General features: G+C 36.0%; 10 protein-coding genes. 3 read left to right on the plus strand and 7 right to left on the minus strand.

Annotated features, from left to right (window positions below):
* Positions 1-13: 13 nt before the first annotated feature.
* The 5 genes from ACI6PS_RS00065 to ACI6PS_RS00085 form a co-directional block, all read right to left on the minus strand.
* On the minus strand, positions 14-1,624 hold the full coding sequence (locus tag ACI6PS_RS00065; protein ID WP_421010495.1) for a hypothetical protein: 1,611 nt from the start codon (positions 1,622-1,624) through the stop codon (positions 14-16).
* Between the two features lie 13 nt (positions 1,625-1,637).
* The gene (locus tag ACI6PS_RS00070) at positions 1,638-3,107 is read right to left on the minus strand and encodes a RagB/SusD family nutrient uptake outer membrane protein (RefSeq protein ID WP_421010496.1); all 1,470 of its coding nucleotides are present in this window, start codon (positions 3,105-3,107) and stop codon (positions 1,638-1,640) included.
* Positions 3,108-3,117: 10 nt separating this feature from the next.
* Positions 3,118-6,162, minus strand: coding sequence for a SusC/RagA family TonB-linked outer membrane protein (locus tag ACI6PS_RS00075; RefSeq protein ID WP_421010497.1), 3,045 nt, complete (start codon positions 6,160-6,162; stop codon positions 3,118-3,120).
* 251 nt (positions 6,163-6,413) lie between these two features.
* Positions 6,414-9,221: a triple tyrosine motif-containing protein gene (locus ACI6PS_RS00080; protein ID WP_421010498.1), complete on the minus strand. Its 2,808-nt coding sequence runs from the start codon at positions 9,219-9,221 to the stop codon at positions 6,414-6,416.
* A 140-nt stretch (positions 9,222-9,361) separates the two neighbouring features.
* Positions 9,362-11,185: a T9SS type A sorting domain-containing protein gene (locus ACI6PS_RS00085; RefSeq protein WP_421010499.1), complete on the minus strand. Its 1,824-nt coding sequence runs from the start codon at positions 11,183-11,185 to the stop codon at positions 9,362-9,364.
* A gap of 465 nt (positions 11,186-11,650) precedes the next feature.
* On the opposite strand from ACI6PS_RS00085, the gene ACI6PS_RS00090 reads away from it, so the two are divergent.
* On the plus strand, positions 11,651-12,115 hold the full coding sequence (locus ACI6PS_RS00090; RefSeq protein ID WP_421010500.1) for a lipocalin family protein: 465 nt from the start codon (positions 11,651-11,653) through the stop codon (positions 12,113-12,115).
* Positions 12,116-12,195: 80 nt separating this feature from the next.
* Here the strand turns inward: ACI6PS_RS00090 and ACI6PS_RS00095 are convergent, their stop codons facing one another.
* Positions 12,196-12,471, minus strand: coding sequence for an ATP-dependent Clp protease adaptor ClpS (locus ACI6PS_RS00095; protein ID WP_421010501.1), 276 nt, complete (start codon positions 12,469-12,471; stop codon positions 12,196-12,198).
* 31 nt (positions 12,472-12,502) lie between these two features.
* Positions 12,503-13,339: a 50S ribosomal protein L11 methyltransferase gene (prmA, locus tag ACI6PS_RS00100; RefSeq protein WP_421010502.1), complete on the minus strand. Its 837-nt coding sequence runs from the start codon at positions 13,337-13,339 to the stop codon at positions 12,503-12,505.
* A 92-nt stretch (positions 13,340-13,431) separates the two neighbouring features.
* Here prmA and ACI6PS_RS00105 point away from each other — a divergent pair, with 92 nt between their 5' ends.
* Both ACI6PS_RS00105 and ACI6PS_RS00110 read left to right on the plus strand, forming a co-directional pair.
* Positions 13,432-14,655 (plus strand): porin, encoded by a 1,224-nt coding sequence (locus ACI6PS_RS00105; RefSeq protein ID WP_421010503.1) that lies wholly within the window; start codon positions 13,432-13,434, stop codon positions 14,653-14,655.
* Between the two features lie 251 nt (positions 14,656-14,906).
* A complete protein-coding gene (locus ACI6PS_RS00110) occupies positions 14,907-15,734 on the plus strand; it encodes a hypothetical protein (protein ID WP_421010504.1) in 828 nt (275 codons plus the stop codon).
* Positions 15,735-15,845 lie beyond the last annotated feature (111 nt).

Below are 15,845 nucleotides of genomic sequence, written 5' to 3' on the forward strand. Positions count from 1 at the left end.
ATTTTTTTATTTATTAATTATGGAAATAAACATTGTCTACATATACCGTTGCTGAACCAGCTGGAACTGCAGCATAGATAAGTTGTGAAATATGGCCTCTTGTTGTTAGATTGGTAAAATCACTTAAAGGAATATCCAAACTCAACCATGTATTTTGAGCAGGAGAGGTAATCACTATTTCGTGCTCTTTATCATCACCAGCACCAACACCGTCGTAAACTCCATTTGGACCTAAATCGACCAACTTAATTTTGAAAGTTGTAGCATTAGCTGTCCAAATATCAGTATGGAAATGAGTCATTGCGGTTGCGTCAATCATATTTGCACCAGTAGCTTCGATACCTACGAAGTTTAAGGTTGTATATTTCTTAACATCGTTTCCAGCAATTTGAAGATCCTCTAGAGCCGCACTTGACCAAGATGTTTTCCAAGTATCGACTGCAACGTTTGTATAAGCATTACTGAACATTGAAATAACTTGTGATGCAGGCAGTGTTGGGGTAGGAGCCGCAACTGTAGGAGTAGCACTCTGCTTATAGAAATAAACGTTATCGATATAGACACTAGCAGTTCCTGAAGGTGATCCTGCATATATAAGCTGTGCTATATGACCACGAGTTGTAAGTCCAGTGAAAGCGCTTAGAGGAAGATCGATACTAACCCATTGCTCTTGAGCTGGATTTGAAATTACAATTTCATGCTCTTTATCATCGCCGCCACCGTAAGCAGCGTTAGGTCCAAAATCTACCAGTTTTATTTTGAATTCTGTTAGATTGTCTGACCAGATATCTGTATGGAAATGCGTCATTTGAGTAGCATCTATCATAGAAGAAACGGTTTCGATACCTACAAAGTTTAAATTAGAATATTTTTTTGTAGCATTTCCACTAATTTCAAGATCTTCCAGAGTAGCACTTGACCAGTCTGTTTTCCATGTATCAACAGGTACATTATTATATGCTCCACTAAAAAGAGAGATAACATCTTCGCCCAGCAAAGTTGGATCTGGAGCAGGACCTAAATCGAATACCGTAATGGTTTCTGTGTATTCCGCTGTAGCGGCACCACCACTAAGAGCGACCACTTTTACTTCGTAAGTTCCAGATTGCGCATAAGTATGAGTAACCGTTTCACCTTCCATAAATTCTACAGGGGTTTGGTTAGGATCTTCTCCAAAATAAACTTGGAAGAAGGTTTCCAACTGTGCCTCAGCTTTTACAGTAACTGAACGGCTTGCTCCCGGTGTGATGGTTACATCAAGACCTGTAGGTTGCAAGAACGAAACGGTTAATTGCTGTGTAAACTCTGTCTTTGCACCGTTTATACCTATTCCGTAAATTTTCACCGTGTAAACACCCTCTGCATAAGTGTGTTCGTAGGTTTGTCCGGCGCCAATTGTTACTGGCTCAGGAGTACTATCTCCAAAATGAATTTCATAGGAAGTTAATCCTTCACCATTAGGACGAATCGTCACTTTTCCGGAATTATCCTGTTTGATTGTAAAAAGTGCCGAAATATTTTTTGGAGCTTCAATACCATCTAGGTTGGTAACATCATCATCTCCCGTACAACCTATCAAGATTGCAAGGAAAAATAAACTAACAATATATTTTAAATTTTTCATATTAAATCAGGTATTAATATTGAGGGTTTTGTGCCCAATTTCCATTAGAAAATCCAATTTCTTCGAAAGGTATTGGGAATAATTCGTGCTTTCCAGCTACAAATCCAGGAATTGTTCCGGCCGCTTTTCCAGTTCTAACTAGGTCAAAGAAACGGTGTCCTTCGCCTACAAGCTCCAATCTTCTTTCTTTCAGAATCAAATCGGTTAATCCAGGGCCAGAAGCTGTAACATTGTGGCTTGTGTTTCCAAATGCACGTTCTATCACTGTATTAAGGTATAGCCTAGCCTTAACATCATCAATTCCACCTGCACTGTAAGCTTCAGCGGCCATTAAAAGGACATCTGCATAACGGATAGAACGGTAATTGTTAGGATTGGTCAGTTTGTCATCACCAAGATTCAAATCACCTTGACGCGGAATGTATTTTCTGTTGAAGAAACCAGTGTGTTCATGGCCTACACCATAAGTAGCACCTGTTTCGGCTGCCCATGTTACCATGTTTAAGATAGCAATATCTCTTCTGTTGTCTCCATTTTCAAAAGCTGCGTATGCTTCTGCGGTAGGAACATTAAAGCTGTATCCAGAATCAAACATTGGTCCAGAATAAGTTCTTGGTCCGTTGAAACCTACTGCTACATTTCCTTCAGAACATTGCAAGCAATCAAAAGATGCACCTTGGGCATCGGTATATTGAACTTCAAAAACCGATTCAATATTGTTTTCGTTATTGTTTTCAAAAATTGTACTGTAGTTTTGAACAAGGTCGTAAGTTCCTGAACCTATTACCAAGTCGAGTGTTGTTGCTGCTTGAGCATATTTCTTTTGGTACAAATAGGCTTTACCTAACAATGCCTGAGCAGCACCTACGGTTACTCTTCCTTTTGGTTGCGCTTCGGTTGAAAGATTTTGAATGGCATAAATCAAATCAGACTCGATTACAGCATAAACTTCTTCAACTGAGGCACGAGGAACCGTTAGTTCATCTCCTACTTTGAAACGAACATCTCCCGTCAAAGGAATTCCACCGAACCATTTTACCAATTCAAAATGATAGTAAGCTCTTAGGAAACGTGTTTGAGCGATTATGTGTTCTTTTCCTTCAAAATCAGTTTTGTCTTTGAATTCAAGGATGTAGTTGCAACGTCCAACACCAGCAAACATCCAGTCCCAGATGTTTTTCAAGTTGGCATTTACAGGCGTGTGGATCATGTCGTCGATTTGTTGAAAACCAACAACGTCGGTAGCACTACCACCACCAGCTAGTGTATTGTCTGAAGCGATTTCTCCAAGCATTACGTTTACATACGTGGCATGCAGCAGGTCATAAGCTCCAATTAATGCTTTCTCATAGTCTTCCTTTGAATTGAAATAATTCTCTGAGTCGATTGCATAAGGAGGTTTTCTATCAACAAAATCATCACTGCATGAAATACTCGTGAATAACGTACTTATTGTTAGAAATGCGATTATATTTTTTTTCATGGTCATAAGATTAAAAGTTAATGTTTGCTCCAAGGATGAACGTTCTTGGAATAGGGTAGAAGCCATAATCGATACCACCACCAATTGGTGCTCCATTTGATGCCCCTGGATCATAACCTTTGTATTTGGTAAAAGTGTACAAATTGTTTACAGCTGTATAGATTCTAGCTCTTGTGATTCCAGTTTTTCCAAAGATTTTATTATCCAGAGTATATCCAAGTTGTATATTTTGGATTCTTAAAAAAGAGGCATCTTCTACAAAATAATCAGAAAAATTATTGTTTGCAGTTGCTCCGGTTGTTACTCTAGGTACGCTGTTGCTGGTTCCTTCTCCTGTCCATCTCTCAAGTGTATAGTTTAAACGATTGCCTAATGCTACATTTCTTTCATAGTTTCGTACCATATCATTTCCGATAGAAGCATAGGTATAGGCCACAAAATCAAATCCTTTATAGTTAAATTGAAGGTTTAAACCCATTGTTGCAGAAGGAATAGGGTCTCCCAAATCTGTTCTGTCATCCGTATTGATCACACCATCTCCATTGACATCTACAAAACGGATGTCTCCGGGTGCGGCATTGGCTCCAAGTGCAATTTGTGAAGGATGCGCATCAATTTCTGCTTGGTTTTGAAAAATACCATCCGTTTTATAACCAAAGAAATAACCCATTGAATGACCAACTTCCATTCTAGAAATACGAGTGCTTTCGCCAAAATTGCCACCTTCTACAAATCCTGTTGAGTTGTCTACTTTTACTACTTTATTTTTAAGGAAAGTAACATTGTAATTGACGTTGAAATTAAATTCATCAGAAAGCTTGTCTTTATAACCGATAGCAAATTCAAAACCATAGTTTTTTACACCTCCAACATTCATAGTTGGTAGTCCTGCTCCTGGAGCTCCACCACCTGCAGCACCTGATACTGGAACGCCTACAATTAATAAATCTTTCCTTGTGTCGTTAAAATAATCTGCAACTATAGTCACTTTGTCATTGAATAAATTCATATCCAGACCAACATCAATTTTCTCAGATTCTTCCCATTTTGCATTAGGATTAGAAATTGGTCCAATTGCTATACCATTTGATAAATTTCCATCAAAAACATAAGTGGCTTCGCCGGTTAAAAGACTACTGTAGATATCTGGACTAATTTGATCATTACCTAGAGTTCCGTAGCTTCCTCTTAATTTTAAAAAGTTCACCCATTTATTTTCCTTGAAAAAACCTTCTTCAGAAATTACCCAACCAGCAGTAAGAGAAGGGAACTCTGCTACAGCATTTTCAGGTCCAAATTTTGTTGAAGCATCACGTCTGAAAATACCTGAAACAAGATATTTTCCTTTGTAATCGTATTGCAACCTTCCAAAGTAGGAAAGTCTTCTGTTATCATAGCGATAAGTACTATTTGTTAGACCTTCTGAAGCTCCAATCGCTAAATTGAGGGAAGCAAATTCCCATGAATTATAAGGAACATCAAATCCAGTTGCATATAAACCACTGCCCCATTCCTTGAAGATAGTATTACCAGCCATTAAGGTAAAATTATGGGCTTCATTTAAGGATTTTTTGTATTCTAAATATACATCAAAAGAGTAATCACTGTGGTTGACACGGCCTTCTGTAACACTGCTTCGTTGAACGTCGTAGATTTTCCCACCATATTCAACCTGTTTAGCAAAAGATTTTGATTCACTATTAGAATTATTGAAACCAATTGAGGAAACTAAGGTCAACCCTTTTGCAAGTTTATATTCCAAGCCAAAATTTCCATTTAGTTTTTTGAAATTAAAATCGTTGTAAGTATTTTCAATTTGTGCTAATGGGTTGATGATTTCACTTCCATAGTTTGCATCATTCGGAACCAAAGTATGATTGCCACTTTCATCAAAAGGAGTTAGCGTAGAAGGCATATTCAAGGCATTGAAAAGTACTGATCCCAAAACATTTTCATTTAATGTTTTTCTGTTGAAATAAGTATAGATCACATTACCATTTACCTTCAATCGATCATTAACTTCTGCAGTCATACCAATCCTTCCTGTATTTCTCAAAAATCCTGATTTATTTCCGCCAACGATTCCTTCTTGGTCAAGATGAGAACCACTGATGGAGTAGGTCATTTTTTCTGATCCACCAGAAATGTTAATATCATGGTTGATTATAGGAACTCCTTTTTTCATTACTTCATCTTGCCAGTCAGTTCCCTTACCTAAACCGGAAACATTTGGAAAAGGCAAAGCTCTTCCGTCATTAGCAAAAGCTTCGTTTGCAAGCAACGCATAATCAGTGGCATTTAGTACTGAAACTTTTCGGGAGGCTTCTTGAAAACCGGTATAAACATTATAACTGAAAACCGGTTTTGAGTTTTTTCTACCTTTTTTGGTTGTAACCAATACAACTCCATTTGCTCCAATAGATCCATAAATAGCCGCTTGAGCATCTTTAAGAACTGTAATGTTTTCGATATCATTAGGATTTAAAAGTCCTAATTCTCCAACATATCCATCTATTATTATCAATGGTGCACTATTACCATTTGTTGCAATACCTCTGATACGAATATCTAAACCACCTCCAGGAGCTCCTGATTGGGAGGTTACTGTAACACCTGACATGGTTCCCTGGAGAGCTTGCTCTACTTTGATAGGTTTCAATATTTCTAATGTCTTAGAATCAATTGATGAAACGGCACCCGTTACTTCTCTCTTCTTTTGAGATCCATAACCAATTACAACTACTTCATCTAAAGTTTTTGTGTCTTCTTGTAATGAAATTGATACATTACTGTTACTTGATGTTACGGTGTATTCAAAATTAGAAAAACCTACATAACTAAATACAACAACCGAACCTGATGGAACTTTCGTAAGTGAAAAATTTCCATCAAAATCAGACGAAGTACCCGTTGTGGTATTCTTGATTTGAACATTTACTCCTGGTAGCGGTAGTCCCGTTCCGGATTCCTTAACTGTTCCTCCAATGTCATAACTTTGGGCAAAACCAAAAGCGGAGAGAAACAGAAAATAAATTAATAGATAATTTGACTTCATAAGTATGTTTTTTGTGAATTATAAAATTAGAGTACTTGTTTGAGAATAATTTAAAATTGACCACAACAAAAAATATACACTGTAAAAAAAATATCCAAAAATTTAGATATTCAAAATCTCAAGCCAATGACAATGCATCATGTTAGAGAATTGTTAACGGATTTTAATTAACAAAATTTTTGCAAGAAGATTAAATACAACGTTGTTGTTGTGGTAATGTATAGTTGTTTTGGTCCAATGTAGTAGTGCTATTATATCGATAATATGTACTCAACAAGGCCCTGTTCGTGCGGTAAATCCATTTTTTTACGCAAACGATATCGTTTTATCTCAACACTTCGAACCGAAATGTTCAATAAAGGAGCTATTTCCTTAGAGGAAAGATTCAATCTGAGATACGCACAAAGTCTTAAATCGTTAGGGGTAAGTGTTGAATGTGCATTTTTTATCTTCTTCAAGAAATCCTTGTCGGCATTGTTGAATGCTTCCTTAAACAGGTCCCATGTGTCTTCTTCACTGATGTTTTTATTGATGGTTGTAATTACAGTTTTGATGTTTTTAGAACTATCATCTGTTTTCTTCAAATCCTCTTTAATGGCTGTGAGTAATTCATTCTTTTTGATCAAACTCATAGTCGAAACGGCCAACTCGCGGTTCTTGCTATTGACATCCAGTTCCAATTGTTCATTTTTGATTTTAAGCAGCTCCTGTTCAACCTCCATTTCTTTCAGTTCTAATTTCCTGTTGTTATCCTCGATGAGCTTGTTTTTCTGATTTTGATAATAGTTTTTATACGCCTTGTTTACAAAAAAGGCGATGACAAAAATGATGACCAAATAGATGAGTATCGCTAGATTGGTAGCATACCAAGGCCGCTCGATGGTAAAATTATAAGTAATGGTATTTTCTGAAAGTGAATTCCCCACTCTTGCTTTTACCTTGAAGGTATAATCTCCAAAAGGCAGATTCTTGAAGCTTACGTAGGGTTTGTTTGACCATTCGCTCCATTCATCGTAGTAGCCATCCAGCAAATATTGGTATTCGGCAACGATGTATTTGTTGTATTCGGGAACACTGAAATTGAAAGTAAGATTGTTGGAAACGTAATCAATAGTTTCATCTCCAGAGTTGGAAATGTATTCGATGTTTGAGTTACTTTCGTTCTTGTAAACTGTATTCAAATTTATTTCGAATTTATTAAAATTCAAATCATTAATATTCATTGAATAATAACCGTCAGTTGTTCCGATGAAGTAGGTGTTTTCCCCAATTCTGGAAATGTTTTCGTATCCGGGCATGGAATTGTTGAGCGAGTAGGGAATGGGAATCGTATTGAGTTTCGGCTCATTGCTTAGCTTTCCAATTGTGAAGTAATTGATGTTGTTTTTGGTGAAAAGCCATAGCTTGTCGGATTTATCGACAATTAATTTTCCAGAACGGTATTCGTCATTTTCAATGGCCTTGCTTAAAATAGGATCTTTTTCGAATTTCTTATTCTTGTTGTTGAATTTGAAGATTCCTTCCTTTGAAGCGTAAATAATAGTATTGTTGAATTTTGCCAATCCTGCATTTTTTCCTTTTACTGGGGATTTATAGGTTTCAACTTTTAAAACTTTTGAGAAATCGCTGTTGAGTGATAATCTGAAAATAGCCTTGTACTCGTGGCTTACAATGATTTCATTAGGAAGGTTTACTTCAAAAAATTTAGAAGAATAATCAAATCCCGCTATTTTGCTTTTGAATTTCCAACCACTAGTTGTCTTTTCCAGGATACTGATTCCAGAATAGTTTCCCTGCATCAATTGGTTGGGATTGTTTGGGAAGTTTTGAAATTTCCAAGTTCCGGATTGGTTGTAAATTACAGTTGAGTTCCCTTCATTTATAACCAAAGTACCAGAGTCATGTCCGCAGAACAGCGTATTATCGTATTCAAAAAGCGACCATACTTGGCCTTTTGTTCCGTTTACAATTTGGTATTGGTTATTTGAATTGTTGGTCTTGTAAAATAATCCCTGATTGGTTCCAACATATATTTTGTCCTTGTATTGTATGGAAGAATAAACAGTTCCCAGAATTCCGGTCTTATCGAAGAATGTTTTTATTGGAGAGGAGATGTTCAAACAATCGATACCATTGTCGAGTCCGATCCAGAGGTTTTTTTCACGGTCTTCAAATAAAGAAAGGATGGTATTGTTGCTTAATCCTTGATTTTGCGTGATATGGTAAAGTGTTTTCCCTTGTGGATTGATAATGAAGATGCCATTAGAGATGGTTCCCAATGCAAAGTTGCCGTCACTCAAAACGATGCTTGAATAAATACTTGTCGAGCTGAGTAAAGCATCGGCTTCGGTATTCCATTTTTCTAAATTACCCTCTATAAATTTATAAAAACCAGAGTATTGTGTCTGTATGAGTATGCCATGCGCTGTCGAAAAAATATTAAGTACTTTCTTGTTCTTGATGGCTTCATTTTGGATTAGAACATGTGCATTTCCATTTTTAATTTCAAAAATACTACCGTCAACCGTTTGAAAATAGATTGCATCTTGTGCTTTGAATGATTTTAAAATGCCGCTTTTTGGCGTGATGATTTTGAATTGTTTTGTCTTGGTGTCGTAAATGTAAATCCTGTTCAAGGACTGAAAAACGACCCAATGATCGTAGTTGATGATGTTCCAAAACTGCTCATCATCAATTAGTTTTCCCTTAATTTTTTTACTTAGGGAAGTATACTCTAGAATTCCGTTTTTGTTTTTTATCCAAAAGCCAAATTCCATGTAACATCCTGTATAGACTACATTATCAATTACCTTAACCGAACGTAGAATAGTTTCATTTGGAGAGGGGTATAAGCGCCAATTCGCACCATTAAATTCAAGCAATCCTTCGTTATTGGCAATATAAAGATAGTTTTTCTTGTTCTGGTCGAGCATCCAATTCTGGTTTCCCGCTCCATAAACCTCTGAACTGTATTTTACAATGGATGGAAGTTCTTGTGAATAACCAAGGAATGGAAGGATAATTAAGAAAAATAAAAATTTAAGGGGTAAAATTTTCATAATGTATTTTAAATCGAGTGATAAAGATAGAAATATAAATAATCTTTAGCCAAAAAAGCAAAGTTATTTTGGATGGTATTTACAATAGAAAAGCACGTTTTTTCTTAGAAAAAACGTGCTTGACAACTAATCAAAAAATATTATTTTTTTATAATCCTTGAAGTTGATACTTTTCCATCAACGGTTACTTTTGCAATGTAAACACCACTTTGAAAGCTAGATATGTCTATGCTTTCTGAAGTTTTAGAAGACTTCATTGTCAATACTTGCTGTCCTAACATGTTGTAGAAAGTAATGTTTTCTATCGCTTTTTCAGCTGTAATGTTGAAAATATCGGCAACAGGATTAGGATACATTTTTACTGATGTTGTTTTGAAATCAACAGTTCCTAGAGGAACATTGCTGAAATAAACATTATCAACATATACTTTCGAACCACTACTGGCAAATATCAATTGTCCAATATGTTCCTTTGTTACCAAGCCTGTAAAATCCGAAAGAGGGATGCTCATCGTAATCCATTCTCCAAGAACAGGATTTTGAAAGATCAACTCGTGTTCAACATTATCAGTTCCTGCATAAACACCATCGGCTCCAAGATCAACCAATTTCACTTTGAAAAGTGTGAAATTTGGCGACCAAACATCAACATTGAAGTATACCATGTTTGCAATGTTAAGCGGATTGGCAATAGTTTCCACTCCAACAAAGTCTAAAGCGGTATATTTCTTAGTATCATTTCCAGCAATTTGAACTTCAGTCAAAGTAGCATTCGACCAATCCGTTTTCCAAGTATCAACAGGGACATTTGTATATGCATTACTGAACATCGACATAACATTCGCCTGAGGCAAAGTAGGAGTAGGAGCGGCAATTGTTGGATCCTGCGGAATGATAGCGACATTACTGAAGTATACGTTATCTACATATACTTTTGCACCACCACCCACAATGATTATTTGAGAAATATGCTCTAAAGAAGTTAGACTTGTAAAGTCTGCCAATGGAATGCTGTATGAAACCCAAGTATTTTGGGAAGGACCATTAAAAGTAACTTCATGTTCAGAATCATCGCCACCTCCAAAAGCACCATCGGCACCAAAATCGACCAATTTAACTTTAAAGACAGTAAAATCGGGCGACCAAACATCTATATTGAATTTCGTCATCCCAGATGCATTAATTTGAGAAGTTACCGTCTCAATTCCTGCAAAAACAAGCGGACTGTATTTTTTAACATCATTTCCGGCAATTTGAGTTTCTTCCAGCATTGCGTCTGACCAATCTGTTTCCCAAGTATCCACAGGAACATTTGTGTAGGTATTGCTGAATAAGGAAATCACATCAGATTGTGGCAAAGTTGGAGCAGGGGCGGCCACAGTTGGATCAGTAGGGATATTATTGGCTTCGTTTGTAAAATAAACATTGTCAACAAACACAGTTCCTGCGCCATTAGGATTTCCAGACAGGATGAGCTGGGCTATGTTCTCTTTGCTAAGCAAATTACTGAAATTAGCTAGAGGAATATCATAACTGACCCAAGTATTTTGCGATGGAGATTCAAAAACAACTTCATGCTCAGAATTGTCAGTTCCTGTAAAAACACCATCCGCACCAAAATCTACCAATTTTATTCTAAAAGTGGTTAGATTGGAGGTCCAGATATCGATATGAAAGTAAGTCATATTGCTTGCGTCAATAAGGTTTGGACCAACAGTTTCAATACCGACAAAGCTCAGGTTGGTATATTTCTTTAAATCATTGCCAGCAATTGAAACTTCTTCGAGAGCGGCTGCCGACCAATCTGTTTTCCAAGTATCAACTCCAACATTCGTATAAGCATTGCTAAACATAGAAATCACATTGGCCGCATTTCTTGTTGGAACCGGTGGTGCATCTGTTGGTGCTTGCGCAAAACCAAACGAGCAAATTAATAGGAAAATCGTTTGCGTAATTTTTTTCATGATATAATTGTTTTTTGTTGTATCTCAAATGTAGATTGATTTGAATACAGTTTTTTAAAAGCCGACTATATAAAAACTATACAAGATATCAACCATTTGTAATAGTGCTTAAACACTCAATTCTAATGTTTTATAAAGCTATTTATTCAATTAAAATTGTGAAGTGATGAACTGAAAAAATGTAAATGTTGTGGTAATGTATTGTTTTTTGAAAGCATAATTTCTAATATAAATTATTAGTATGCTTATAATTTGACTAAAATTATAGGATATTTATAAATTTTAATTTAAAATCTAGCAATATGGTATTTTTTGTATTTGCATTGAATCAACTAAAACATTGGGAATATGCTATTTGATTGTTTATTTGAGATGGAAAATCGTATTTAGTTAAATTTTAACATTTAAAAAGGTAATAAATGTTTATTTTCGTTCGTTAAAAATTAACATTTAAAAATTAAAATTATGAAAAAGTTTAAATTAGTAGTAGCAGCCTTTGTTTTAGCAGGCTTGACATTAACATCTTGTAGTAGTGATGACAATTCAACATCAACTCCAGTTGAAATCACTGGAAAATGGACACCAACAAAAACTGTTATAAAAATTGGTGCAAATCAAGAAGTTTCTGAGGATTATGCCAACAATCAAGAAGGTTGTGACAAGGATTACGTTGAGTTCTCGGCAACAAATAGTGTTTTTAAAGACAAGTATTTCTACAAAAACGGAGCTAATGCTTGTATTGAAGATGATGCTGCGGCTCCAGGAACTTTCAATAAAAGTAACGATGTGTTAATCATCAATGCTGATGAAAGTAATTATGATGGGACTTATAAAGTTACAACTTTATCAAACAGTACCCTTGTAATCTCGTTTGACACACAAGTTGGTACTAACACGGTTACAACTTCTTACCACTTCAGCAAAGTTTAATCATTTGAAGGTTGAATAATAAAAAAGCATTACAATGTAAAGTTGTAATGCTTTTTTTTATGCTTAGAAAATGCTTTTTTTTAAATTATCTCCGCACTCAAACCTGCTTCAAGTAGTTGTAGGCATTGAGGCTTCAGTTCATCAAAAGAACCTGTTTTTACCGTACATTTTCCTTTGTAATGCACTAAAATCGCACATTGTTCGGCTTGTTCGGCAGTATGGTTGCAGACTCTGATTAATGTTTCAATCACATGATCAAAAGTATTTACATCATCATTAAATAAAACAATCTCATTGTTGAACCCAATTGCCTCTTCAACTAAAACTTCTTCTAATACTTTTTCTATTGTACTCATTGTAATTTAATTTTCATTTAAAAATTAAAAATTATTCTTTGTTATACTTCAAAGATACCCAATTGTTGCGTTGGAATTTCTTTACATAAGCCAAACCTTGTTCTTTGCAGGAAGCATCGATGAAAGGAATGTCTTCTTCATAGAAACCGCTCAAGAGCAAAATTCCTCCTTTATTCAGGCATTTCACATACGCTTCCATATCGTTCAAAAGAATGTTCCTGTTGATGTTGGCAATGATCAAATCATAATTCTTGCCTTCCAGCAAAGCGGCATCGCCTTCATAAACGGTTATGTGCTTGCAATTATTTCTTTCAGCATTTTCAATAGAGTTCAGGTAGCACCAATTGTCAATATCAATTGCATCGATTGGTTGTGCACCTTTCATTTCGGCAAGGATTGCTAAAATTGCCGTTCCGCAACCCATGTCCAACGTTTTTAAACCTCTGACATCCGTTTCAAGCAAATGCTGGATCATCATATGGGTCGTTTCATGGTGTCCGGTTCCGAAACTCATTTTGGGTTCAATCACAATGTCAAATTCTGCATTTGTTTTTGGATGAAAAGGTGCGCGAACGTGGCATTTTCCATCTACATCGATAGGCTCGAAATTCTTTTCCCATTCTTCGTTCCAATTTACCTGTGCTATTTCTTCAACTTTGTAGGAGATGGTAAACTCTGGTGAGCTTAATATTTGTATATCTTCCAAAATATCTTCTGTCCAAAATTGTTTCTGGATATAGGCAACAACTCCAAAATCACTTTCAGTAAAACTTTCAAAAGGTTTTTCGCCTAATTCGGCAACAAGGATTTCCGACCCGAGTTCTCTCGGTTCAACCGTAAAATGGTATCCTAAATAGATGTTCGACATGACATTAAATTTTTCGCAAAGGTAACATTCTCATAACATACGGTAGGTAAATTTAATATTAAGTTTGCATCAACTTAACAACACCCCTCTTAATGAAAAAAGCAGTCGCCATTCTGGTATTTTTTCTTACTTTTTCGCTTCAAGCACAAGTAACCATCAAGCAAACCGAGGATGATAATGATGTAAAGCTCTCCACATTGCCTTATTATAATTTTGGAAAAGGTATTGGGTTGACTTCTCCAGACAGTCTTTTTCAGTTGAACATCCGTTTCAGGATGCAAAATCGCGTTACCTATATCGATAATGAGGATGAAAAACCTGCCTACGACGGGCAAATTCGCCGTTTGCGACTTCGCTTTGATGGTTATGTTGGAAATCCAAAGTTTCTTTATGCCATTCAATTGTCTTTCGCTCCAGGCGATGTAGGCGAGGTAATTCCGGGCGAAAACATCAATATCATTCGGGATGCCGTTTTGTTTTATAGGCCAAATAAAAACTGGAACATCAGCTTTGGTCAAACAAAGCTACCGGGAAACCGCCAGCGTGTAAATTCCTCAGGAGGTTTGCAACTGACTGATCGTTCTATCAACAATGCAAAGTTCACCATCGATAGGGATTTTGGGTTTCAAGTGCATAACCTTAATGAGTACTTGAATAAATTCTCCTATAATTTTAAAGGCGCAGTTTCGACAGGCGAAGGACGAAACGCAACAGGAAAGGCCGATGATGGAGTGGCCGTTACCGGAAAAGTAGAATTGTTTCCTTTTGGAGCTTTCAAGAAAGACGGTACTTATTTTGAAGGTGATGTTATTAGGGAATCAAAACCAAAATTGATGCTGTCAGGAGCTTTTCAACAAAATAACCATGCCCGTCGCACACAAGGACAGCTTGGCGTAGATTTGTTTGAACAGCGCACCATGAAATCAATCCTGCTGGATGCTATGTTTAAATACAACGGATGGGCCGCAATGACAAGTTATATGTCCAGGAATACATCAGAAAACGCATTAACGTTCAACCCAGACGATGCCACCGACTTTAATTATGCCTTTGTAGGAAAAGGTTTTGATTATCAATTGAGTTATAATTTTCCTTCCAATTATGAAATAATAGGAAGGTATTCTATCCAAAAAGTAGGGAAAGACATTGAACTTTTAGTGCCAGATACAAAGCAATACAGTATAGGAGTTACCAAATACATCTGGGAACATACCTTCAAATTACAAACAGAAGTTACCTTCGATACGCTGGATTACTATGACGGTAGTACTAAAAACAACTGGTATCTACGTTTTCAAGTAGAAATAGGAATATAAATCTGACAAGAAATTTTAAGCTAAACATAAAAACGTTTTAAAATATTGAAAATTAGCTTGGTGAATGTTGTGTTTTACAACTAATTATTTATTAGAATATTGAAAACGTTACATTTTTGTTAATTAAGGTAAAAAAACGCCTCAATTCTTTGCGGTTTTGATTTTTAAATATATTTTTACGATAGTTAATTAAACCTTATATTTTTATTATGAAAAAACTATTTTTATTTCTTGCCATGGCAAGTACAACTATGTTCGTATCATGCGGAAGCGATGATAACGGAGGTGGAACTCCAGCTGCAACTTCAATTGTTTTAACTGCAAGCGCAACAACAATTGATTTAGGACAGCCAGTTACTTTGACTGCTAAAGACAACAATGGAAATGACGTTACTGCTCGTGCTACATTTTATGATGGAACTACAGTAATTACTTCTCCATATACACCTTCAACTACTGGAGCTCACTCACTTACAGCTAAGCTTGATAACTTAACAAGTGCTTCAGTTATCGTTACTGTTAATGCAGTAGCTGCTACTAATGCAGTATTTTTTGAAGGAGAAAATTTTGACGTAAACCAAAGTGCTGCAGTATTCTGGGGTGGTTATGATCAAGATGGAGATGGTACAGCTGATCATGCTTTATGGTCTGTGTTGGTTTTTGTTGGAACTGATATTTCTACAGCTTCTTCTGCAGATTCAGCTCAGTATGTTGATGTTGAATTCTTGACAGCTCTTGATGCTGAAGGTGGAGTTGTTCTACCAACAGTTGCTAACGCTATCTACTTGGATATTTATGAAATGTGGTTAGATTCTACTGAGGTTCCAGTTGATGGTCAAGGTGAAGGTAGCTTAGTATTATCTGAAGATCTTACTAATGATTTAACAGCTACTTCTTTTGTTGCTACTTGTGATGTTGCTGGTTCTCCAATGGAAATCAACTACGATGGTTCTTTCTTAGGTATTTTTGATGCTTCTGCTAGACCAGCAGCTGCTAAAGGTACAAAAGTTAAAAACGTAGTAACTCTAGCTCAAGTTGCTAAAGCAAAAGCTAAATTGTACAACAGTTTGAAAAAATAATCTAATTTTTAAATTAGATTTCAAAACCCGATTACGAAAGTAATCGGGTTTTTTGTTTGGTATATTTATGAATCAAAAGAATTCTATGACATTAATAGTATCCTCTCATTC

The sequence above is a fragment of the Flavobacterium sp. PLA-1-15 genome, from assembly GCF_049060005.1.
In the GTDB taxonomy this organism is placed as follows: domain Bacteria; phylum Bacteroidota; class Bacteroidia; order Flavobacteriales; family Flavobacteriaceae; genus Flavobacterium.

Bases quoted from the DNA above. Each gene is read 5' to 3' on its own strand.
- ACI6PS_RS00085 (WP_421010499.1), bottom strand. From the start codon at position 11,185: ATGAAAAAAATTACGCAAACGATTTTCCTATTAATTTGCTCGTTTGGT.
- ACI6PS_RS00070 (WP_421010496.1), bottom strand. From the start codon at position 3,107: ATGAAAAAAAATATAATCGCATTTCTAACAATAAGTACGTTATTCACG.
- ACI6PS_RS00080 (WP_421010498.1), bottom strand. From the start codon at position 9,221: ATGAAAATTTTACCCCTTAAATTTTTATTTTTCTTAATTATCCTTCCA.
- ACI6PS_RS00075 (WP_421010497.1), bottom strand. From the start codon at position 6,162: ATGAAGTCAAATTATCTATTAATTTATTTTCTGTTTCTCTCCGCTTTT.
- prmA (WP_421010502.1), bottom strand. From the start codon at position 13,339: ATGTCGAACATCTATTTAGGATACCATTTTACGGTTGAACCGAGAGAA.
- ACI6PS_RS00105 (WP_421010503.1), top strand. From the start codon at position 13,432: ATGAAAAAAGCAGTCGCCATTCTGGTATTTTTTCTTACTTTTTCGCTT.
- ACI6PS_RS00110 (WP_421010504.1), top strand. From the start codon at position 14,907: ATGTTCGTATCATGCGGAAGCGATGATAACGGAGGTGGAACTCCAGCT.
- ACI6PS_RS00065 (WP_421010495.1), bottom strand. From the start codon at position 1,624: ATGAAAAATTTAAAATATATTGTTAGTTTATTTTTCCTTGCAATCTTG.
- ACI6PS_RS00095 (WP_421010501.1), bottom strand. From the start codon at position 12,471: ATGAGTACAATAGAAAAAGTATTAGAAGAAGTTTTAGTTGAAGAGGCA.
- ACI6PS_RS00090 (WP_421010500.1), top strand. From the start codon at position 11,651: ATGAAAAAGTTTAAATTAGTAGTAGCAGCCTTTGTTTTAGCAGGCTTG.